Below are 20,881 nucleotides of genomic sequence, written 5' to 3'. Positions count from 1 at the left end.
GGGGCGGATCACAACCTCGGGCGTGGGACCGCAGTGTGCTGCACGCGGCAGTTGCACGGTCCGGAAGTGTCTGCCCAGGCATCGCTGACGACCGCCGCGGATGCGGCCTGCTGCTGCAGGATCGGAAAATAAAAAAGCCGCTGTGGCTACAGCGGCTTCGATATTTTGAAAACCATCACTGGTTCTCGTTAAACTTGGTGCCCAGGAGAGGACTCGAACCTCCACGATGTTACTCGCTAGTACCTGAAACTAGTGCGTCTACCAATTCCGCCACCTGGGCATTTCAGGAAAGACTAAGATTGTATATCAAAAAAACCACCCCCGGCGCGCAGTCCGCGCATTTGTCGGACGAAATTGAAGGCAGCGTGCAGGGGCACCGTGATGGACACGGTTTCGTCATCCGCGACGATGGCGAAGGCGACATCTATATCCCCCCCAACGAAATGCGCGCCGTCCTGCACAAGGACCGTGTGCGCGTGCGCATCGTGCGCCAGGACCGCCGCGGCCGTCCCGAAGGCCGTGTGGTCGAGATCATCGAACGCCCGCCGCAGCCCATCATTGGACGCCTGCTGCAGGAAAGCGGCGTGTGGCTGGTGGCACCGGAAGACAAGCGCTACGGCCAGGACGTATTGATCCCCAAGGGCGCCACCGGCGCCGCCAAGCCGGGCCAGGTGGTCGTGGTCGAATTGACCGAACCGCCCGCACTGTTCGGCCAGCCCGTGGGTCGCATCACTGAGGTACTCGGTGAAGTGGACGACCCCGGCATGGAGATCGAGATCGCGGTGCGCAAGTACGGCGTGCCGCACGAGTTCTCGGCCGAGTGCCTGGCCCAGGCCAAGGAGCTGCCCGACAAGGTGCGTGCGCAGGACAAGAAGCGCCGCGTGGACCTGACCGACGTGCCCCTGGTCACCATCGACGGCGAAGATGCGCGAGACTTCGACGACGCGGTGTATTGCGAGCCTGCCAAGGTCGGCCGCGGCAAGGGCTGGCGCCTGCTGGTGGCCATTGCCGACGTGAGCAACTACGTGGAGACCGGCAGCCCCATCGACATCGATGCGTACGACCGCGCCACCAGCGTGTACTTTCCGCGCCGCGTGATCCCCATGCTGCCCGAGAAGCTCTCTAACGGCTTGTGCTCGCTGAACCCCGATGTGGAGCGCCTGTGCATGGTCTGCGACATGCTGGTCACGGCCAAGGGCGAGGTGCATGCGTACCAGTTTTACCCGGCCGTGATGCACAGCCACGCACGCTTCACCTACACCGAGGTGGCGGCTATTTTGGCCAACACCCGCGGGCCCGAGGCGAGCAAGCGCAAGGACCGGGTCAAGGACCTGCTCAACCTGCACGACGTGTACCGCGCGCTGCTCATTGCACGCCAGGCGCGCGGCGCGGTGGACTTCGAAACCACCGAGACGCAGATCGTCTGCGACGAGAACGGCCGCATCGAAAAGATCGTGCCGCGTACCCGCAACGATGCGCACAAGCTCATCGAAGAGGCCATGCTGGCCGCGAACGTGTGCAGCGCCGACTTCATCGCGCAGGGCGGCCAGCCCGGCCTGTTCCGCGTGCACGAAGGCCCCACGCCCGAGAAGCAGGAGATCCTGCGCAACTACCTCAAGGCCATGGCCGTGGGCATGACCATCGGCGACGACCCCAAGCCGGGCGACTTCCAGGCGATTGCCACGGCGACCAAGGACCGGCCCGACGCGCAGCAGATCCACACCATGCTGCTGCGCTCCATGCAGCAGGCCATCTACACGCCCATCAACAGCGGCCACTTCGGCCTGGCGTTCGACGCGTACACCCACTTCACCAGCCCCATCCGGCGCTACCCGGACCTGCTGGTGCACCGCGTGATCAAGGCCATCCTGGCCAAGACGCAGTACAAGCTGCCATCGCTGCCCACGCCGGGCGAGGCGCATGCCAAGCTGGCCAAGCGCCTGGCGTCCCGCGTCGCGGCGCCCGGCATGAAGCCGCGCAAGGACGTCAAGCCGCCGAGCCGCGAAGTCCAGGCCTGGGAGGCCGCAGGCCTGCACTGCAGTGCCAACGAGCGCCGCGCCGACGAGGCCAGCCGCGATGTGGAAGCCTGGCTCAAGTGCAAGTACATGCGCGAGCACCTGGGCGAGGAGTTCAGCGGCGTGGTCAGTGCGGCCACCAGCTTCGGCATCTTCGTCACGCTGGACGCCATGTACGTCGAAGGCCTGGTGCACATCACCGAACTCGGTGGCGAGTACTACAAGTTCGACGAGGCGCGCCAGGAGCTGCGCGGCGAGCGCACCGGTATCCGCTACGCCATCGGCGCGCGGGTGCGGGTGCAGGTGAGCCGTGTGGACCTGGACGGCCGCAAGATCGACTTCCGCCTGGTGCGCGAAGGCGAAGAGCTGCTGGGCCGTGCGCTCAAGGACAAGGGTGTCGGCGGTGGTGGCGGAGGCCCCGGTGGCGGCAGCGCGCGCAAGTCGGGCGGCCGGTCGGGCGGGCGCAAGGGTGACAAGGGCGCGGCCCCGTCAGCCACCGAGCAGGCGGGCCTGTCGCGCGAGCGTGCTGCACGCTCGCCGATCCAGTCGTTGAAGGCGTCGGTCAAGAGCGCCGTGGCCGGCAAGCAAAACAAGTCCAAGGCGCGCAAGCCGCGCCGCAGCTGACCGAGGCCGGCGCTCGCCCGTGCCCGCGGCTGCGTGCCTGGGCGACGGGCATCTGCCGGTCTGCCTGAGCTTGATGCTCACTTATTGATAGCTGCTAGCGCTTGATGGACAAGCGGTAGCGGCTATTTTTATTTCATGAAGCCAGCAGCCGCCCGGGCAGATTGGGCAGGCTGGACAGAATGAGCAGCCTCGGCCAGCGACTCCAGAAAACGGGCGTATCGCTGCGCTGTGTCTGCCGGTGCTTCCATCATGGGCAGATGGCCGATGCCGGGCAGCGGTTCGGCGCGGGCCTGCGGTAACAGTGTCTGCAGCCGCTGCAGCCCTGACGGGTCGAACACGCGGTCGCTGCCGCCCCACAGCGCAAGGGTGGGGTGGCTCCGCAATTGGCCCAGGTGCTGCTCCAGCAGATAGCGGTCCTTCAGCTGCGCGTCCCACAGCCGGGTGTTCGATGCCGCGTTGCGCAAGGCATCCTGCTCGGAGGCCTGCAGGATGGGGTAGGGGAGGAAGGGGCGCTTTTCAAACACCAGCGCCATCATGGCGTCAAAGGCTGCCGCATCGTGCGCCACGAGGGGACGTTGCCCCGCGTCGATCAGCCGGTCCATCGTGCTGAGTTGTGGGGACCGGATGCCGTGCGGCGCACCGATGAAGGCCACGCTGGCCACGCGGTCCGGGTACTGCACGGCAAAAAGCGCAGCGATGGTGCCGCCCATGGAGTTGCCCGCCAGGTGAACGCGCTCCAGACCCACCGCATCGAGCCACGCGGCCAGGCGCCGCGTGTGCGCGGCATAGTCGTACGGCTGGTCGTCACGCCGGGTGCTCTCGCCAAAGCCGGGAATGTCGGGGGCAATCACGCGGTACTGGCCGGTCAGGGGTCGCGCAAAATCCACCCAATGGTCCTTCTCCGCAAAAATGCCGTGCAGCAAGACGATGGGCGGGCCGCCGTCGCGGGCGCCCTGCGGCGCGGGGGCTTTGGGCGTGCCGCTGTCCAGGTAGTGCACGGTGTGCATCGCGGCGGCGATGGTCTTTTCTTCCATGCCCGACAGGCTGCGGTTCAGGTGCAGCAACGGCTCCTTGAACAGCGACGGAGCGCCGTAGTAGAGCGCGGTGGCGCTCATCATCAGGGCCAGGGCCAGGGCCAGGGCTGCTGCTGCAGCTGCAGAAAAGAAAGCAATGCGTTTCAAGAGCGGGTCTCCGAGAAGTGGTGTGTTCATGCTGCGGTGCAGCGGGTTGCGTGGGTGGTGCCACGCGGTGTGCCGGTGCGTCCTCGCGTCATGGCGGCCGGGCGAGGCTACCGAGAACACGCTCATAAAACTTGCAGGTTTGGGCTATGCCAGCGACCAACACACTGACTCTGTGCACTGACAAGGCGCTCTATGTGGGCGAGATTCCGGCCACGGGCTGGCACTGCCATGCCGCTCCGGTTCTGCTGATCGGGCTGTCGGGCCGGTTTGCGTTGCACTGGGGCGCGGGGCGGGCGGAGACCTGCCGCAGCGCGCTCGTGGCGGCAGGCGTCGAGCATGTGTTCGACCCGTGCGGCGAGACGGTGGCGTTGGTGTACCTGGAGCCCGACTCCCGCGAGGCACGCAGCCTGCGCCGACCGTTCGAGCAACTGGGCGGGGTGGTGCTGGATGTGGCGGTGCCTGTGGCGGCGCGCAGCACCATGGATGCCTATCTGCGGCACTTCGACCTGCCCGCATTGCTGCCGTGCCTGGGCGGTGACCCGGGACGGCCGCTGGATGCGCGGGTGGCGCGCAGCTTGCAGGCTTTGCGTCACCCTCCGCAGGAGCGCCCGGAGCGTTCGGAGCGCATTGCACGCGCCGGGCTGGCAGCTGGCGTGCAGCTGTCCCCCTCGCGTTTCAACCACCTGTTTCGCGCCGAGATGGGGGTGAGCCTGCGCAGCTACCGGGTGTGGTCGCAGGTGCGGCTGGCCATGGCGGGCCTGGCCGTCAGCCCCCGCCTGACCGACGCGGCACTGCACGGCGAGTTTGCCGACTCGGCGCATTTCAGCCGCATGTTCCGCCAGACCTTCGGCATGACACCGTCGAGCGTGCTCAAGCCCTTGAGGCAAGTCACGCTGCTGGCGTGAGGGTCAGGTGAGGGTCAGGCAGGCGCTGCACCCAGCATTGCGTCCTGCGCCCCTGCTGCCGGGGTCGAGGACGAGGTGGAGGTCGAAGTCACCGCAGGACGGCGGCGGCCTGGGTGGCCTTGCGGCGCAGCTCAACCAAGGCAACGCGCGATGTGCGATGTGCCTTTGTCTTTCTGCCCGCAAAGCGCTGCGTCAACTGCCCAATCGCCGCGCCAGCGCGCTGGCGGTCAGTGCGTACCCGGCAGGCCAGTCGTCCGCGGCCTGGCCGTGCAGGTACACCGCTTCGCTGGCGGCGCGCAAAGTGCTGGCACCTGCCGCCAGGTGGGCCCCCACCATGCCAGCCAGCACATCACCGGTGCCTGCCGTGGCCAGCCGGGCGTTGCCGGTGGGGTTGATGGCCGGCACCCGGTCGGCCGCCGCCACCACGGTGCCTGAGCCCTTGAGCACCGCCACACAGTTGAACTGGGCTGCCAGCTGGTGCGCCGCGGCCAGGCGGTCGGCCTGCACCTCCGCGGTGGACAGGCCCAGCAGCCGTGCGGCTTCAAGCGGGTGGGGCGTCAGCACCGTCGGCTGGCCGCGCTGGCCGCGTGCGACCACCAGCGCATGCAGCGCGGCGTTGGGTGCGATGGCGTTGAGCGCATCGGCATCCAGCACCAGGCGCGCCGCACGTTCGATGACGTCGGACAGCACGCGCTCCACGGCCTGGCCGCCCCCGCAACCGCAGACGACGGTGAGCTGCTCCAGGTCCAGCGCCTCGAACCGGCGGAACATGAGTTCAGGCTGCTGCAGGTCCAGCTGCAGGTGCCCGTGGTCGAGCAGCGCGACCAGCACCCGGCCCGCCCCCGCGTGCAGGGCTGCCGACGCCGCCAGCAGCGCCGCGCCACCCATGCCCATGCCGCGGTCGGCCAGGCCCTCGCCACCCACCACGGCCACATCGCCGTAGCTGCCCTTGTGGCTGGCATGCGCACGCGGCGTGGCGTGGGCGGGGCCCGACAGCCAGGCAGAGGGGGTCGCCTGGCCGATGTCCATGTCCAGGGTGTCCAGCCACACCTGTCCCGCCGCATCGCGCCCGGCGGCGGTGAACAGCCCGGGCTTCAGGGTGAGCAGGCTCAGCGTGTGGCGCGCGGGTGCAGTGTGGCGGGCGGCAGGCAGGTGGTGCTCGGGCGCGGGAGTGAGTCCGCTGGCGAACTGGCCGGTGTCGGCATCCAGCCCGCTGGGCAGGTCGACGCACAGCACCGGCGCCGGGCTGGCGCGCAGTGCGTGCAGGCAGGCCAGCAGGCGTGGGTCCTGCACGCGGCTGGGTTCGGTGGGTTGCGACGACACGCCGATGCCCAGCAGCGCATCGATGCACAGGTCTGCAGCCGTCATCTGCCCGGGCGGGCCCTCGGCCCAGCGCACGCCCGCATCGCGCGCCCGGTGCCATGACGCCAGTGCGTCGGCCGGCGCGCGGTCGGGCTCGCCCAGCCAGGTCACCACCACCTGGCGGCCGCTGCGCTGCAGATGGGCGGCGGCTTCCAGGCCGTCTCCGCCGTTGTTGCCCGGGCCGCAGGCGATCCACACCGTGCGGGCATGTGGGGCAAGGGCCAGGGCCAGCCGGGCCACGGCACTGCCCGCGCGCTGCATCAGCGTGTGCGGGGGCAGGGCGGCTGCAGCCGCGTGCTCGATGCGCCGGGTGGCCGCGGTGTTGAACAGCGGGTGGGGCTGGTGGGGAGCGATGCGGTGCATGGGGTGTGGGGGGGGGGGCGCGCGCCAGGTGCGGTCCGGGACCGCTTACGGCGCGCTGCAATGCGGCAAGCTGTGATGGCGGTCATTGTGCCCCTCGCGCCTTGCGGGGGGCTCATCGCGTTGGTGGGGACCGAAAGATCCCAACCCCGGCAGCCTGCATGCCCGGCCGGCGGCCTGGCCCAGCCTGCCGGTGTGCCGGGGGCAAGTACCTGCCGCGCGTGCTGCGGGTGCCGGGGCGTGTCAGAACCTGCGGATGCCCAGGCCGTCGAGGTTGATCTCGGGCTCGCGTTGCGCCACCAGATCGGCCACGGCCCGCGCGCTGCCGCAGGCCAGGGCCCAGCCGCCGGCGCCGTGGCCGGTGTTGAGCCACAGGCCCGGCAGGCCGCTCGCGCCGACCACCGGCGCCCCGTCGGGCAGCATGGTGCGGGCGCCGCGCCAGATCTGCAGGCTGGAGGACAGCTGCGCGCCGCCCGGAAACCAGTCGTTGAGCGTGCGGTACAGGCGCTGCAGCGTGGGCGTGTGGTGCTCGGCACCGGCACCCGCCAGCTCGGCGCCGCCGGCGATGCGCACGCGCTGGCCCAGCCGGGTGATGCTGATCTGCTGGGCCATGTCCACCACGCTGGAGCGCGGAGCGTGGGTGTCTTCCCGCAGCGGCGCGCTCACCGAGTAGCCATACACGGCGGTCATCGGCAGGCCCAGGCCCAGCGCGGGCAGCAGGGCTGCAGAGGCCATGCCCGCGCACAGCACCACCGCGTCGAAGCGGCGCAGCTCGGCCTCGCCCTGCACGGCCACGCCGGTGGGGCTGCTGCTGACGCGGTCGATGCGGGTGCCGAACGCGAACTGCACGCCCGCGCCCTGCGTGCCCTGGCGCAGCAACTGGGCAAACAGGCGGCAGTTGCCCGCCCAGGCGTCCGGCAGGTGGATGGCGCCTGCCAGGGGGGCTTCGGGCGACAGGCCGGGCTCGATCTTGCGCGCTGCGTCGGCGTCGATCTCGTGCACGGCCACGCCCGCATCGCGCAGCACCTGCAGCGCAGGCTGCAGCGCCTGGCGTTCGGCCTCGCTGCGCAGCAGCACCAGCCGCCCGTCGCAGGCTTCGAAGTCGAGCTCGTGCTGGATGGCGATGGTCTTGAGCCGCGCCAGGCTGTACTGCGCCAGGCGTTCGAGGGCTGCGGCCGGGGCGCTGTGCTGGCGCGCGGCGCTGCGCCAGCGCCACAGCCATGCGAGGTTGGCGCGCCCCATGCCGCCGGCCAGCCGCAGCGTGGCGTGGGCGCCCGTGAGCCGCAGCGCGTGGCCAAAGCCGGGTACGGCCCAGGGGTTCAGCAGATGGGGGGCCAGCAGGCCGGCCGTGGCAAAGCTCGCCTCTTCGGCTGCGGCGCTGCGCTGTTCAAAGACGGTGACCTCGTGGCCGTCGCTGGCCAGTTCGTAGGCAGTGGTGACGCCGACAATGCCGGCGCCCACGATGGCAATCTTCATGAATATGCGTGTTGTGAGGCGTTGGCGCTTGATGGGAAAGCGCTGACAGCTATTGTTTTTGTAGTATTTGCTCGATCTGCTGGCCGACATTGAGCACCGCATCATCCCGCAGCGCCCCGTGCCAGACCATGATGCCGACCGGGAGTTCCCCGGCCACGTGGCAGGGCAGCGACAGCGCGCAGCCGTCCAGCAGGTTGATGGCGCTGGTATTGCGCAGCAGCAGATTGTTGACGCGAAAGAACTCGGTGTCGCGTTCGGCCCCGGGCGCCACGTCCGACTGCAAGGGCGCCACGATGGGCACCGTGGGCGACAGCAGGGCGTCGTACCCGTCGATGGCCGCGTGCATGCGCGCAATCCATTGCTGGCGCGCCTGGAGCAGGTCGATGTATTCCCAGGCCATCAGCGTGGCGCCTTTTTCGATGCGCTGGCGCACCCGGGGGTCGTAGCGCTCCGGCACCTGCTGGAGCAGATCGCGGTGCCAGGCATAGGCCTCCGGCGCAGCGAAACCGTAGGCGGGCTGCTCCTGCACGGCTGGAAGGTCGATGGTGTCGATGGTCGCCCCGGCGGCGCGCAGCGTGGAGAGGGTGCGCTCGAAGGCGCGCGCCACGGTGGCGTCCATGCCGTCCAGGAACAGCGTGCGGGGCATGGCCAGGCGGTACAGGGACAGCGGCGCCTGGCTGCGCGTCACGCGGCGGGCGGCCAGGATTTCGTGCGCCACGATGGCATCGCGCACCGTGCGGGTCAGTGCGCAGGCGGTGTCGAGCGTGGTGGACAGCGGCACGGCGCCCGACGTCGGCACGAGCCGCGCCGTGTTCTTGAACCCCACGATGCCGTTGAGCGCTGCCGGAATGCGGATGGAGCCGCCAGTGTCCGACCCCAGGCCGATGAACGCCGCGCCCGTGGCCACCGAGACCCCGGCGCCCGACGAGGAGCCGCCCGGCACGCGCGGCGCGCCGGGCAGGGCGCCGTGCAGCGCATCGAACGCCGCCGGTGTGCCGAAGTGCGGGTTCACACCCACGCCCGAAAAGGCGAACTCCACCATGTTCGTGCGCCCGATGAGGCTGGCCCCTGCAGCGCGCAGGCGCGCCACGGCAGGGCTGTCGGCAACCGCCAGCGGGGCGCCTGCCAGGGCCGTGGAGCCTGCTGCGGTGGGCTGGCCCGCCACATCGAACAGGTCCTTGACCGACACGGCCAGACCTGCCAAGGGTAATTGGGTGATGCCGGGCTGCACCGCCGTGGTGCGTGCCGAATCGAAGTCGGCGCGGACGAAGCTGTGCGCGTTGGCGGGCGCCTGGGCGGCAGCGATGCAGCGTTCCAGTTCGGCGGGCGAGGTGGTGGCGCCGGCGTGCAGGCTGCCCCGGGTGGCGATCAGGTCGGCAAACATGGGTGTGCTAGAATCTTTGGGTTTTGCTGGGAGCAGTAGCGCGTGCAAGGCGGCTGTGCAGTGTGGGGGTCATCGGCTTGAAGTCGATCGTCGTCAACGGGCACCGCAGTCGGCACGTGGGGCAGCTTTCGCAAGACCAATCGCAAACCAGCCCTGTCAAGGTGTTGCGCTGCGGGTGCGAAAGCACCGTAGCGCAAGTATTGGGGCTGGATTTTAGACCCAACCTTTGGAGTATTTTTATGTCCGTTACCATGCGCGAAATGCTGGAAGCCGGTGTCCATTTCGGTCACCAAACCCGCTTCTGGAACCCCAAGATGGCCCCCTACATCTTCGGCCATCGCAACAAGATTCACATCATCAACCTGGAAAAGTCGCTGCCACTGTTCCAGGAAGCCCAGAAGTTCGCCAAGCAACTGGCAGCCAATCGGGGCACGATCCTGATGGTCGGCACGAAGCGCCAAGCCCGTGAAATCCTGTCCACCGAAGCCCTGCGCGCTGGCGTGCCCTTCGTGGACCAGCGTTGGCTCGGCGGCATGCTGACCAACTTCAAGACGGTCAAGACCTCGATCAAGCGCCTCAAGGACATGAAGGCCCAGCAAGAAGCTGGCCTCGACAGCCTGAGCAAGAAGGAGCAACTGACGTTCTCCCGCGAAATCGCCAAGCTCGAAAAGGACATCGGCGGCATCCAGGACATGGCTGCTCTGCCCGACGCCATCTTCATCATCGACGTGGGCTTCCACAAGATCGCCGTGGCCGAAGCCAAGAAGCTGGGCATCCCGCTGATCGGTGTGGTCGACACGAACCACTCGCCTGAAGGCATCGACTACGTGATCCCCGGCAACGACGACTCGGCCAAGGCCGTGACGCTGTACGCCCGCGGTATCGCCGACGCGATCATCGAAGGCCGTGCCAATGCCGTGAACGAAGTGGTCAAGGCCGCTACCACTACCGAGAGCTCCGACGAGTTCGTGGAAGTGCAAGAAGCCGCCGCCTGATACCCGGCTGCGCGACTCGTCGCGAATGAAAGCGGGGCTCCTGGTTAGCCCCCTTTTTTTTAGGCTGAACCCAATCCGATCCGATCCGATCAATCGATTGAACTGAACACTGAAGGAACAAAGATGGCTGCAATTACCGCAAGCATGGTCGCCGAACTGCGCGCCAAGACCGACGCTCCCATGATGGAATGCAAGAAGGCCCTGACGGAAGCCGAAGGCGATCTGGCCAAGGCTGAAGAGCTGCTGCGCGTCAAGCTCGGCACCAAGGCCGGCAAGGCTGCTTCGCGCGTCACCGCCGAAGGCGTGGTCGCCAGCTTCATCAACGGCAACGTGGGCGCGCTGATCGAAGTCAACAGCGAAACCGACTTCGTGTCCAAGAACGACAGCTTCCTGGCCATGGCCAACGCCGCTGCCAAGCTGGTGGCCGAGCACAACCCCGCCAACATCGAAGCCCTGGGTGCACTGCCCTACGAGCAAGACAGCTTCGGCCCCACCCTGGAAGACGTGCGCAAGGGCCTGATCGGCAAGATCGGCGAGAACATGTCGTTCCGCCGCTTCAAGCACTTCAGCGGCTCCAACCTGGCGGCCTACCTGCACGGCTCGCGCATCGGCGTGGTCGTCGAATTCGACGGTGACGCTGCGGCCGCCAAGGACGTGGCCATGCACGTGGCTGCCATGAAGCCCGTGTCCCTGACCAGCGCCGACGTGCCTGCCGAACTGATCGCCAAGGAGCGCTCGGTCGCCGAAGGCAAGGCCGACGAAGCCAACAAGGAACTGGTGGCTGCCGGCAAGCCCGCGCAAAGCGCTGAAATCACCGCCAAGCGCATCGACGGCGCCGTGCAGAAGTACCTCAAGGAAGTCTCGCTGGCTGACCAGGTCTTCGTGAAGGCCGCCGATGGCAAGCAGACCGTGGCCCAGATGCTCAAGGCTGCCAACACCAACGTGAAGGGCTTCACGCTCTACGTCGTGGGTGAAGGCATCGAGAAGAAGGCCGACGACTTCGCTGCCGAAGTGGCCGCACAAGTCGCCGCCGCCAAGGCTGCTGCAGCCTGACAGGCCGCAAAAAAGCCCTGCCCCCGCACACACCGCCGTACGTATTGCCTTTGGAGAAATCACACATGTCCCACGCCGCACCAGCCCACAAGCGCATCTTGCTCAAGCTGTCTGGTGAGGCGCTGATGGGTGACGACGCCTTTGGCATCAACCGCGCGACCATCGTGCGCATGGTGGAAGAGATCGCCGAAGTGACCCGCCTGGGTGTCCAGGTGGCCGTGGTGATCGGTGGGGGCAACATTTTCCGCGGTGTGGCGGGCGGCTCGGTCGGCATGGACCGGGCCACGGCCGACTACATGGGCATGCTGGCCACCGTGATGAACGCGCTGGCCCTGGCCGACGCGATGGACAAGCAGGGCCTGGTGGCCCGCGTGATGTCCGCCATTGCCATCGAACAGGTGGTCGAGCCCTATGTGCGCCCCAAGGCGCTGCAGTACCTCGAAGAGGGCAAGGTCGTGGTCTTCGCGGCTGGCACGGGCAACCCCTTCTTCACCACCGACACGGCTGCGGCCCTGCGTGGTGCCGAGATCGGCGCCGAGCTGGTGCTCAAGGCCACCAAGGTGGACGGCGTTTATACTGCCGACCCCCAGAAAGACCCGACCGCCACACGCTACACCAAGCTCAGCTTCGACGAGGCTATGTCCCGCAACCTGGGCATCATGGATGCCACGGCATTCGCACTGTGCCGCGACCAGAAGCTGCCGGTGCGCGTGTTCTCCATCATCAAGCACGGCGCCTTGAAGCGCGTGGTGATGGGAGAAGACGAAGGTACGCTGGTTTACGCTTGATGATTTGCCGCCGCGCTGCGCATTGCCGGTGACTGGCTAGAGGAGAACAATATGACGATTGCCGATATCAAGAAAAATGCAGAAACCAAGATGGACCAGTCCATCGGGGCGTTCAAGAATAACCTGCAGAAGATCCGCACCGGCCGTGCCAATCCCGCATTGCTCGATTCGGTCCAGGTGGAGTACTACGGCTCGTTCGTGCCGCTGAGCCAGGTGGCCAACGTCTCCCTGATCGATGCGCGCACCATCAGCGTCCAGCCCTGGGAAAAGGGCATGGGCGCCAAGATCGAGAAGGCCATCCGCGAAAGCGACCTGGGCCTGAATCCAGCCTCCCTGGGCGACCTCATCCGCGTGCCGATGCCGCCCATGAGCGAAGAGCGCCGCAAAGAAATGACCAAGCTGGCCCGCAACGAAGGCGAGAGCGCCAAGATCGCCGTGCGCAACCTGCGCCGCGATGCCAACGAATCGGTCAAGAAGCTGGTCAAGGACAAGCTCGCGTCCGAAGACGACCAAAAGCGCGCCGAAACCGACGTGCAGAAGTTCACCGACCGGCACATCGCAGAGATCGATGCGCTGGTGGCGGCCAAGGAACAGGAAATCATGGCGGTCTGAGTTCCCGTTACCAGGGTTCTCTGAACGTTCTGCATGTCTGAATCTCCGGTGGTGCCTCACCACATCGCCATCGTCATGGATGGCAACGGCCGCTGGGCCAAGCGCCGCTTCCTGCCGCGCCTGGCAGGCCACAAGCAAGGGGTGGATTCGCTGCGCCGCTGTGCCCGTGCCTGCGCGCAGCGGGGCGTGGCGGTGCTGACCGTCTTTGCCTTTTCGTCCGAAAACTGGAACCGCCCCGTGGAAGAGGTCTCCGGCCTCATGGAGCTGCTGGCCCTGGCGCTGGCGCGCGAGGTGCCCGAGCTCAAGAAGGACGGCGTGCGCCTGTACTTCGTGGGCGACCGCGCAGGTCTTTCGCCCAAGGTGCAGGGCGGCCTGGCCCAGGCGGAGGCCGCCACGGCGGGCAACGACCGCCTGATTCTGAACGTCTGCTTCAACTATGGGGGCCGCTGGGACATCGCCCAGGCGGCGGCATCGCTGGCCGCACGCGGAGAGCCCATCACCGAAGCGAGCCTGCACGGCGCGATGGGCCTGGCCCACGTGCCCGACCCCGATCTCGTGATCCGCACCGGGGGCGAAATGCGGATCAGCAATTTTCTGCTGTGGCAGGCTGCATACTCCGAGTTCATTTTCAGTGACCGGCTGTGGCCGGATTTCGATGAGTCGGCGCTGGATGAGGCGATTGCAGCCTACAGTGGCCGCGAACGCCGTTTTGGTAAAACCTCCGAACAGATCCTGTCCGCGCATCCCCAGCCGATGCCCGGTTGAGAACCTGAACGGGTTCTGAAAGGTCCCATGCTCAAACAGCGTGTCATCACAGCCCTCGTCCTGCTGGCCATCTTGCTGCCGGCGCTTTTTTACTCGTCCACCGTGCCGTTCACCGTCGTGGTGCTGGTGCTCATGGCTGCCGGTGCCTGGGAGTGGGGGCGCCTGAGCGGTTTCGGACAGGCAGGCTCGGTGGCTGTGGGCGCCGCCTGCGTTGCGCTGTGCGCGGGGTCCTGGGCTCTGGGCTGGGTGGAGCGGCCGTTGACGGCGCTCTGGGTGGTGGGCGGGGGGCTGTGGGTGCTGTCCACCGCCTGGCTGCTCAAGGCCGGGGTTCCGGGCTGGCCGCGCATTCCTTCCGCCGTGCGGCTGGTGGCGGGCGTGCTGGCGCTGTGGCTGGCCTGGCTTGCGGTCGTTCAGGCGCGCAATGTGGGCATCAATTTCTTGCTGTCGGTGCTGCTGCTGGTGTGGGTGGCCGACATCTTCGCGTATTTCGCCGGCCGCGCTTTCGGGCTGCGCTTCACCAAGGGCAAGCTGGCCCCGTCGATCAGTCCCGGCAAGAGCTGGGAAGGCGTGTGGGGTGGGCTGGCGGGCGTGGTGGTCATGGCGTTCGTCTGGGTGGCCGCTGACGCGCACTGGCAGGCTGCCGTGCCCAGTTTCTACAGCCGCATGGCGCAGCAAGGCTGGTGGCTGCTGGTGATCGCGGCGCTGTTCATGGTGGCCATGAGCGTCTCGGGCGACCTGGTGGAGTCCCTCATCAAGCGCAGCGCTGGCGTCAAGGACAGCAGCAACCTGCTGCCCGGCCACGGCGGCGTGCTCGACCGGGTGGACGCGCTGCTGCCGACCCTGCCACTGGCCATGATGCTCACCAGCCTGACGACAGCAGCAGCAGCACGGTAGCTCGCAATGATGAAACAACGACTCACGGTATTGGGCTCCACGGGCTCCATCGGTACCAGCACGCTGGATGTGGTGGCACGCCACCCGGACCGCTTTGAAGTGTTCGCGCTGAGCGCGGCCACGCAGGTGGACCTGATCCTTGCGCAGTGCGCGCAGTTCACACCGCGCTTTGCGGTGATGGCCAGCGCACCGCACGCGCGCCAACTGGCCGAAAAGCTGGCCGCTAACGGCATTCCCACGCAAGTCCTGCAAGCGGCAGATGCTCTTGAAACGATAGCGTCTCACCCGGAGGTGGACGCCGTCATGGCAGCCATCGTGGGTGCGGCAGGCCTGTCGCCGTGCCTGGCGGCAGCCCGCGCCGGCAAGCGCCTGCTGCTGGCCAACAAGGAGGCGCTGGTGGTTGGCGGCGGGCTGTTCATGCAGACGGTCAAGCAGGGCGGGGCCACGCTGCTGCCGATCGACAGCGAGCATTCGGCCATTTTCCAGTGCCTGCCGGAAGACCCTGCCACCTGGCCCGACCGGGTGGACAGCATCCTGCTGACCGCTTCGGGCGGGCCGTTTCGCCAGCGCGACCCGGCCACGCTGTCGGAGATCACGCCGGCCCAGGCTTGCGCGCACCCCAATTTCTCGATGGGGCGCAAGATTTCGGTCGACTCCGCCACCATGATGAACAAGGCGCTCGAAGTGATCGAGGCGCGCTGGCTGTTCGACCTGCACCCGGACCAGATCAAGGTGGTGATCCATCCGCAGCAGATCATCCACTCGATGGTGCAGTTCAAGGATGCGTCGATCCTGGCGCAACTGGGCACGCCCGACATGCGGGTGCCCATCGCCTGCGGCCTGGCCTGGCCCGAGCGCATCGCCAGTGGCGCCAGCCGGCTCGATTTTTCCACGCTGTCCGCCCTGGCCTTCGAGGATGCCGATGCCATTCGCTTCCCCGGCCTGCACCTGTCCTGGCAGGCGCTCAAGGCAGCCGAGGGAACGACCGCGGTGCTCAATGCCGCCAACGAGGTGGCTGTCGGGGCGTTTTTGCAGGGCCGGCTGCGTTTTGACCGTATCCATGCGGTAAATCTTGCAACTTTGGATGCGGTGTCCCCCTCCAAGCCAGACTCGCTGGCTGCGCTGCTGGACCTGGACGCCCAGGCCCGGCATGCGGCAGAACATGCGGCAGTCCGCATGGCGGCCTGAGCGCCTCCACAGAGATCTACGGAAACCCCACCATGCTGCTCACCCTTGTTGCCTTCGTCGTTGCCCTGGGCATCCTGATTGCCGTGCACGAGTACGGGCACTACCGCGTGGCGGTGGCGTGCGGGGTCAAGGTGCTGCGGTTCTCGGTCGGCTTTGGCCACCCGCTGCTGCGCTGGCAGCCCAAGGGGTCGCCGACGGAATTCGTGCTGGGCGCATTTCCTCTGGGCGGCTACGTCAAGATGCTCGACGAGCGGGAGGCGCCCGTGGCGCCTGAAGAGCGGCATCTGGCTTTCAACACCCAGCCCCTGCGCTCGCGTGCCGCCATCGTGGCGGCAGGGCCCATGGCCAACTTGCTGCTGGCGATGCTGCTGTACGCCATCGTCAACTGGAACGGCGTGCAGGAGCCCAAGGCCGTGCTGGCCAGCCCGGTGGCGGGTTCGGTCGCGCAGGCCGCAGGGCTGCGCGGTGGCGAACTCGTCGCGCAGGCTGCGCTGGGCACCGACGACTTGGAGCCCGTGCGGTCGTTCGAAGACCTGCGCTGGCTCCTCACGCGCGGCGCGCTCGAGGGCGAGACGGTGCGCCTGGACGTGCAGCCCCAGTCGGGCGCGGCGCACCGCGAAGTGCGGCTCGACATGTCCAAGATCGACACCCGCGAGGCCGACGCACAGCTGTTTCGCAAGATCGGGATCCTGGGGCCGTGGACGCGGCCCGTGCTGGGCGATGTGATGGCCGACGGCGCCGCCGCCCGCTCCGGGCTGCGCCAGGGCGACGTGGTGCTGAAGGTGGGCGCCACCGACGTGGTGGACGGCCAGCAACTGCGCGAATTGATCCGGCAGTCCGTGAAGGGCACACAAGCCGTGGCCCAGCCCTGGCGCATCGACCGCGCGGGCCAGGTGCTGACGCTGGACGTGGTGCCCGAGGCCAAGACGGACGCTGGCACGACCGTCGGCCGTATCGGTGCGTATGTGGGTGCGGCGCCCGAGTTCGTGACCGTGGAGTACGGTGTGCTCGAAGGGGCCTGGGGCGGTGTGGTGAAGACGTGGGACGTCTCGATCCTGACGCTGCGCATGATGGGCCGCATGGTGATCGGCGAGGCGTCGCTCAAGAACCTCAGCGGGCCGCTCACGATTGCCGACTATGCCGGCCGCTCGGCCAGCCTGGGCCTCACGCAGTACCTGGTTTTCCTTGCGCTCATCAGCGTGAGCCTGGGGGTGCTGAACCTGCTGCCGCTGCCAGTTTTGGACGGTGGGCACCTGATGTATTATCTTTGGGAGGGTGTCACGGGCAAGGGAGTGTCGGACGCATGGATGGAACGCCTGCAGCGCGGAGGCGTTGCAGTGTTGCTTGTCATGATGTCCATAGCCTTGTTCAACGACGTCACCCGGCTTTTTGGCTAACCTTTGCCGCGCTTGCAACGCAACTGCGGCTCCAGCTTCATTCATGAAAAAACACATCAATCGCCTGGGCGTGCGTACCGCATCGGCCGTTGCAGCCATGATTTTCGCTGCCAATGCGGCATGGGCACTGGAGCCCTTCAAGGTGCAGGATATCCGCGTCGAGGGCCTGCAGCGCGTGGAGCCCGGTACGGTGTTCGCATCCATGCCGCTGCGCGTGGGCGACGACTACAACGACGAAAAGGGCGCGGCCGCCATCCGGGCGCTGTTCGGCCTGGGGCTTTTCAAGGATGTGCGCCTGGAGGCCACTGGCAACGTGCTGGTGGTGGTGGTGGAAGAGCGCCCCACGGTGGCGGATGTCGACTTCGCCGGCACGCGCGAATTCGACAAGGACACGCTCAAGAAAGCCATGCGCGAGGTGGGGCTGACCGAAGGGCGGCCCTATGACAAGGCGCTGACCGACCGCGCCGAGCAGGAGCTCAAGCGCCAGTACATCAACAAGAGCCTCTACGGCGCCGAAGTGGTGACCACGGTGACCCCCATCGAGCGCAACCGGGTGAACCTGACGTTCACGGTGGTCGAAGGCGAGCCCGCCAAGATCAAGGAAGTGCGCATCGTCGGCAACAAGGCGTTCAGCGAATCCACGCTCAAGGGCCTGTTCGACCAGGACACGGGCGGCTGGCTCAGCTGGTACACCAAGTCCGACCGCTATTCGCGCGCCAAGCTCAACGCCGACCTGGAAACCCTTCGCTCGTACTACCTGCAGCGCGGCTACCTCGAGTTCCGCGTCGATTCCACGCAGGTCGCGATCTCGCCCGACAAGCAGGACATCTCCATCATCGTCAACGTGACCGAAGGCGAGCGCTATGTCGTGTCCGGCGTGAAGCTGGAGGGCAACTACCTGGACCGCGATGACGAATTCAAGTCGCTCGTCACGATCCGCGCAGGCGAGCCCTACAACGCCGACCAGATCACCGAGACCACCAAGGCTTTCTCGGAGTATTTCGCGCGCTTCGGCTTCGCGTTTGCCCGCGTCGAGGCCGTGCCGGAGATCGACCGCGAGAACAACCGCGTCGCCTTCGTGCTGCAGGCCGAACCGTCGCGCCGCGCCTACGTGCGCCGCATCAACGTGAGCGGCAACAACCGCACGCGCGACGAAGTGATCCGCCGCGAGTTCCGCCAGTACGAAGCCTCGTGGTACGACGGCGAGAAGATCCGCCTGTCGCGCGACCGCGTGGACCGCCTGGGCTTCTTCACCGAAGTGAACGTCGAGACGCAGGAAGTGCCGGGCTCGCCCGACCAGGTGGACCTGGTGATCAACGTGGCCGAAAAGCCCACGGGCTCGCTGCAGATGGGCGTGGGCTTCTCGAGCGCGGAGAAGGTCTCGCTCTCGTTCGGCATCAAGCAGGAAAACATCTTCGGCTCGGGCAACTACTTGGGCATCGATGTGAACACCAGCAAGTACCGCCGCACGCTGGTGTTCAGCACCACCGACCCGTATTTCACCAAGGAAGGCATTTCGCGCACGGTGGACCTCTACTACCGCACGGACAAGCCTTACGAAGACCAGGGCGGCAACTACCAGCTCGTGACCACCGGCAGTTCGTTGCGCTTCGGCGTGCCGTTCAGCGAGACCGACACGGTGTTCTTCGGTGGCGGCCTTGAGCAGACCAAGATCAAGCCCGGCACGAACATCCCCGCCACCTACCTGGCCTATGCAGACAGGTTCGGCTACAGCAGCACCTCCATTCCGCTGACCGTCGGCTGGTCGCGCGATGACCGCGACAGTGCGCTGGCGCCCAATTCGGGTCGCTACCAGCGCCTCAATTCCGAATGGTCCGTGGCAGGCGACGCCCGCTACGTGCGCGCCAACTACCAGTACCAGCAGTACGTTCCGCTGAACAAGCGCTTCACGCTGGCGTTCAACGGCGAGGCGGGTATCGGCAAGGGGATGAACGGCCGGCCGTTCCCCGTGTTCAAAAACTTCTACTCGGGCGGCCTGGGCTCGGTGCGCGGTTTCGACCAGGGCACGCTGGGTCCGCGCGACGTGACGGGTGCGTCTCTCGGCGGTCCGAAGAAAGTCACCCTCAATGCGGAGCTGATCGCTCCGTTCCCTGGCGCGGGGAACGACCGGACCCTGCGCGTGTTTACCTTCGTCGACGTGGGTAACGTGTACGGAGAGAACGACAAGGTCACCTTCAGTGACATGCGTGCCTCCGTGGGTCTGGGCCTGAGCTGGATTTCCCCGCTCGGTCCGCTGCGTCTGGCGTTTGCGCAACCGGTGCGCAAGTTCGCTGGCGATAGAATCCAGAAACTGCAATTCCAGATTGGAACGTCTTTCTAATGAAATCCTTTTCTCGCCATATCTCCTTGGCCCTGCTGCTCGGCGCATTCGCCGCTGCAGCGCCTGTGCAAGCGCAAGAGTCCTTCCGTGCCGGTTTCGTCAACACCGACCGCATCTTCCGTGAGGCCAACACGGCCAAGGCGGCCCAGGCCAAGCTGGAGCAGGAATTCGCTCGCCGTGAAAAAGAGTTGGTGGACCTGGGCAACACCCTGAAGACCGCCAGCGAAAAGTTCGAACGTGAAGCGCCCACCATGGCCGAGAGCCAGCGCACCACGCGCCAGCGCCAGCTGGTGGACCAGGACCGTGACTTCCAGCGCAAGCGCCGTGAGTTCCAGGAAGACCTGAGCGCCCGCAAGAACGAAGAACTCTCCCAGGTTCTTGAGCGCGCCAACAAGGTGGTCAAGCAGGTCGCAGAAGCTGAAAAGTACGACGTGATCCTGCAAGAGGCTGTCTACATCAACCCCAAGCACGACATCACCGACAAGGTGATCAAGGCGCTGAATGCCGCTGCCACCACCAAGTAAGCCGCAGCGCAGGACGGGTGGCGCGTGAGCTTGCTTCTCGGGCACATTGTTGATGCGCTCGGTGGTTCGCTGGAGGGGGGGGCGGTGGCTGACACCACCATCTCCCGCATCGCGCCACTGGAGGTTGCGGGCCCGGGGGACCTCAGTTTTCTGAGCAACCCCCGCTACCAACAGCAACTGGCCGCCTCCCGGGCGGCCTGTGTCATTGTGGCGCCCGCCATGCGCGAGGTGGCGCTGGCGCGCGGCCCCTGCATCGTTGCGGACAACCCCTACGTCTATTTTGCAAGGGCCACGCAGCTCTGGCGGCAGCACACATCGCCTGCGGTGCAGGGCTCGGTGCATGCCAGCGCCGTGGTGGACCCGTCGGCCCACGTGCATCCCACGGCTGTTGTCGGCCCGCTGTGCGTCGTTGAGCGCGGCGCTCGCATTGGTGCAGGCACGGTGCTCAAATCACGCGTGACGGTCGGCGAAGACTGCCACATCGGCGAGCGCTGCATCGTCCATGCGGGCGTGGTGATCGGTGCCGACGGCTTCGGCTTCGCGCCGGAGAAGGGGCAGTGGGTCAAGATCGAGCAGCTCGGCGCCGTTCGCATCGGCGACGATGTCGAGATCGGGGCCAACACCTGCATCGACCGGGGTGCGCTGCAGGACACCGTGATCGAAGACGGCGTCAAGCTCGACAACCTGATCCAGGTGGGCCACAACGTGCGCATCGGCAAGCACTCGGCCATGGCCGGCTGCGTGGGTGTGGCCGGCAGTGCCACCATCGGCGCGCATTGCACGGTGGGCGGAGGCGCCATCGTGCTGGGGCATCTGGAGCTGGCCGACAACGTGCACATTTCGGCGGCCACGGTCGTCACGCGATCCATCACACGGCCAGGACAGTACACGGGCATGTTTCCCATCGACGACAATGCGCGCTGGGAAAAGAACGCTGCGACACTCAAACAATTGCACAGCTTGCGAGAGCGCATCAAAGCGCTGGAGCAGGCCCTGAAAGCAGCATGAACGGAAGAA

The 20,881-nt window shown here is 66.9% G+C and carries 17 protein-coding genes and 1 tRNA gene; 13 read left to right on the top strand and 5 right to left on the bottom strand.

Going from position 1 to position 20,881, the window contains the following annotated elements; genetic code table 11:
* Positions 1-195: 195 nt before the first annotated feature.
* Positions 196-280, bottom strand: a tRNA-Leu gene (locus tag ASG27_RS25350).
* Between the two features lie 19 nt (positions 281-299).
* Here ASG27_RS25350 and rnr point away from each other — a divergent pair.
* Positions 300-2,639, top strand: coding sequence for a ribonuclease R (gene rnr / locus ASG27_RS25345; RefSeq protein ID WP_056413380.1), 2,340 nt, complete (start codon positions 300-302; stop codon positions 2,637-2,639).
* Positions 2,640-2,767: 128 nt separating this feature from the next.
* Here rnr and ASG27_RS25340 read toward each other — a convergent pair whose 3' ends face one another.
* Complete coding sequence (locus ASG27_RS25340; RefSeq protein WP_056413377.1) at positions 2,768-3,820, bottom strand: alpha/beta fold hydrolase; 1,053 nt, start codon at positions 3,818-3,820, stop codon at positions 2,768-2,770.
* A 146-nt stretch (positions 3,821-3,966) separates the two neighbouring features.
* Between ASG27_RS25340 and ASG27_RS25335 the strand changes: the two genes are divergently transcribed.
* A complete protein-coding gene (locus ASG27_RS25335; protein ID WP_056413374.1) occupies positions 3,967-4,725 on the top strand; it encodes a helix-turn-helix domain-containing protein in 759 nt (252 codons plus the stop codon).
* Between the two features lie 192 nt (positions 4,726-4,917).
* Here the strand turns inward: ASG27_RS25335 and ASG27_RS25330 are convergent, their stop codons facing one another.
* The 3 genes from ASG27_RS25330 to ASG27_RS25320 form a co-directional block, all read right to left on the bottom strand.
* Positions 4,918-6,450: a bifunctional ADP-dependent NAD(P)H-hydrate dehydratase/NAD(P)H-hydrate epimerase gene (locus tag ASG27_RS25330; RefSeq protein ID WP_056413371.1), complete on the bottom strand. Its 1,533-nt coding sequence runs from the start codon at positions 6,448-6,450 to the stop codon at positions 4,918-4,920.
* 240 nt (positions 6,451-6,690) lie between these two features.
* The gene (locus ASG27_RS25325) at positions 6,691-7,923 is read right to left on the bottom strand and encodes an FAD-dependent oxidoreductase (protein WP_056413369.1); all 1,233 of its coding nucleotides are present in this window, start codon (positions 7,921-7,923) and stop codon (positions 6,691-6,693) included.
* A 49-nt stretch (positions 7,924-7,972) separates the two neighbouring features.
* Positions 7,973-9,307: an amidase gene (locus ASG27_RS25320; protein WP_056413366.1), complete on the bottom strand. Its 1,335-nt coding sequence runs from the start codon at positions 9,305-9,307 to the stop codon at positions 7,973-7,975.
* 239 nt (positions 9,308-9,546) lie between these two features.
* On the opposite strand from ASG27_RS25320, the gene rpsB reads away from it, so the two are divergent.
* The 11 genes from rpsB to lpxD all read left to right on the top strand — a co-directional run bounded on the left by rpsB (position 9,547) and on the right by lpxD (position 20,872).
* Positions 9,547-10,302 (top strand): 30S ribosomal protein S2, encoded by a 756-nt coding sequence (gene rpsB / locus ASG27_RS25315; protein ID WP_056413362.1) that lies wholly within the window; start codon positions 9,547-9,549, stop codon positions 10,300-10,302.
* A gap of 123 nt (positions 10,303-10,425) precedes the next feature.
* Entirely contained in the window at positions 10,426-11,355 is a 930-nt protein-coding gene (gene tsf, locus ASG27_RS25310; protein ID WP_056413359.1) for a translation elongation factor Ts, read from the top strand.
* Between the two features lie 65 nt (positions 11,356-11,420).
* Positions 11,421-12,143: a UMP kinase gene (gene pyrH / locus ASG27_RS25305; RefSeq protein ID WP_056413356.1), complete on the top strand. Its 723-nt coding sequence runs from the start codon at positions 11,421-11,423 to the stop codon at positions 12,141-12,143.
* A gap of 51 nt (positions 12,144-12,194) precedes the next feature.
* A complete protein-coding gene (frr, locus tag ASG27_RS25300) occupies positions 12,195-12,755 on the top strand; it encodes a ribosome recycling factor (RefSeq protein ID WP_056413354.1) in 561 nt (186 codons plus the stop codon).
* Between the two features lie 33 nt (positions 12,756-12,788).
* Complete coding sequence (gene uppS / locus ASG27_RS25295) at positions 12,789-13,520, top strand: polyprenyl diphosphate synthase (protein WP_056413351.1); 732 nt, start codon at positions 12,789-12,791, stop codon at positions 13,518-13,520.
* A 27-nt stretch (positions 13,521-13,547) separates the two neighbouring features.
* Entirely contained in the window at positions 13,548-14,414 is an 867-nt protein-coding gene (locus tag ASG27_RS25290) for a phosphatidate cytidylyltransferase (protein WP_056413349.1), read from the top strand.
* 9 nt (positions 14,415-14,423) lie between these two features.
* The gene (ispC, locus tag ASG27_RS25285) at positions 14,424-15,602 is read left to right on the top strand and encodes a 1-deoxy-D-xylulose-5-phosphate reductoisomerase (protein WP_056413510.1); all 1,179 of its coding nucleotides are present in this window, start codon (positions 14,424-14,426) and stop codon (positions 15,600-15,602) included.
* Between the two features lie 32 nt (positions 15,603-15,634).
* Positions 15,635-16,999, top strand: coding sequence for an RIP metalloprotease RseP (gene rseP / locus ASG27_RS25280; protein ID WP_056413346.1), 1,365 nt, complete (start codon positions 15,635-15,637; stop codon positions 16,997-16,999).
* Positions 17,000-17,042: 43 nt separating this feature from the next.
* Positions 17,043-19,340 (top strand): outer membrane protein assembly factor BamA, encoded by a 2,298-nt coding sequence (gene bamA, locus ASG27_RS25275; RefSeq protein ID WP_056413342.1) that lies wholly within the window; start codon positions 17,043-17,045, stop codon positions 19,338-19,340.
* On the top strand, positions 19,340-19,864 hold the full coding sequence (locus ASG27_RS25270) for an OmpH family outer membrane protein (RefSeq protein ID WP_056413339.1): 525 nt from the start codon (positions 19,340-19,342) through the stop codon (positions 19,862-19,864). The genes bamA and ASG27_RS25270 overlap by 1 nt, the downstream gene beginning before the upstream one ends.
* A 24-nt stretch (positions 19,865-19,888) precedes the next feature.
* On the top strand, positions 19,889-20,872 hold the full coding sequence (gene lpxD, locus ASG27_RS25265; protein ID WP_056413336.1) for a UDP-3-O-(3-hydroxymyristoyl)glucosamine N-acyltransferase: 984 nt from the start codon (positions 19,889-19,891) through the stop codon (positions 20,870-20,872).
* Positions 20,873-20,881 lie beyond the last annotated feature (9 nt).

Origin of the sequence: Acidovorax sp. Leaf191, from assembly GCF_001424425.1 — a bacterium.
Classification (GTDB): Bacteria; Pseudomonadota; Gammaproteobacteria; order Burkholderiales; family Burkholderiaceae_C; genus Acidovorax.
The sequence above is the reverse complement of the archived record's forward strand: the minus strand, read 5'-3'. Positions and strand labels throughout refer to the sequence as shown.

Coding starts and splice junctions, on each gene's coding strand:
- ASG27_RS25335 (WP_056413374.1), top strand. CDS start 3,967: ATGCCAGCGACCAACACACTGACTCTGTGCACTGACAAGGCGCTCTAT.
- ASG27_RS25330 (WP_056413371.1), bottom strand. CDS start 6,450: ATGCACCGCATCGCTCCCCACCAGCCCCACCCGCTGTTCAACACCGCG.
- ASG27_RS25325 (WP_056413369.1), bottom strand. CDS start 7,923: ATGAAGATTGCCATCGTGGGCGCCGGCATTGTCGGCGTCACCACTGCC.
- ASG27_RS25320 (WP_056413366.1), bottom strand. CDS start 9,307: ATGTTTGCCGACCTGATCGCCACCCGGGGCAGCCTGCACGCCGGCGCC.
- rpsB (WP_056413362.1), top strand. CDS start 9,547: ATGTCCGTTACCATGCGCGAAATGCTGGAAGCCGGTGTCCATTTCGGT.
- tsf (WP_056413359.1), top strand. CDS start 10,426: ATGGCTGCAATTACCGCAAGCATGGTCGCCGAACTGCGCGCCAAGACC.
- pyrH (WP_056413356.1), top strand. CDS start 11,421: ATGTCCCACGCCGCACCAGCCCACAAGCGCATCTTGCTCAAGCTGTCT.
- frr (WP_056413354.1), top strand. CDS start 12,195: ATGACGATTGCCGATATCAAGAAAAATGCAGAAACCAAGATGGACCAG.
- uppS (WP_056413351.1), top strand. CDS start 12,789: ATGTCTGAATCTCCGGTGGTGCCTCACCACATCGCCATCGTCATGGAT.
- ASG27_RS25290 (WP_056413349.1), top strand. CDS start 13,548: ATGCTCAAACAGCGTGTCATCACAGCCCTCGTCCTGCTGGCCATCTTG.
- ispC (WP_056413510.1), top strand. CDS start 14,424: ATGAAACAACGACTCACGGTATTGGGCTCCACGGGCTCCATCGGTACC.
- rseP (WP_056413346.1), top strand. CDS start 15,635: ATGCTGCTCACCCTTGTTGCCTTCGTCGTTGCCCTGGGCATCCTGATT.
- bamA (WP_056413342.1), top strand. CDS start 17,043: ATGAAAAAACACATCAATCGCCTGGGCGTGCGTACCGCATCGGCCGTT.
- ASG27_RS25270 (WP_056413339.1), top strand. CDS start 19,340: ATGAAATCCTTTTCTCGCCATATCTCCTTGGCCCTGCTGCTCGGCGCA.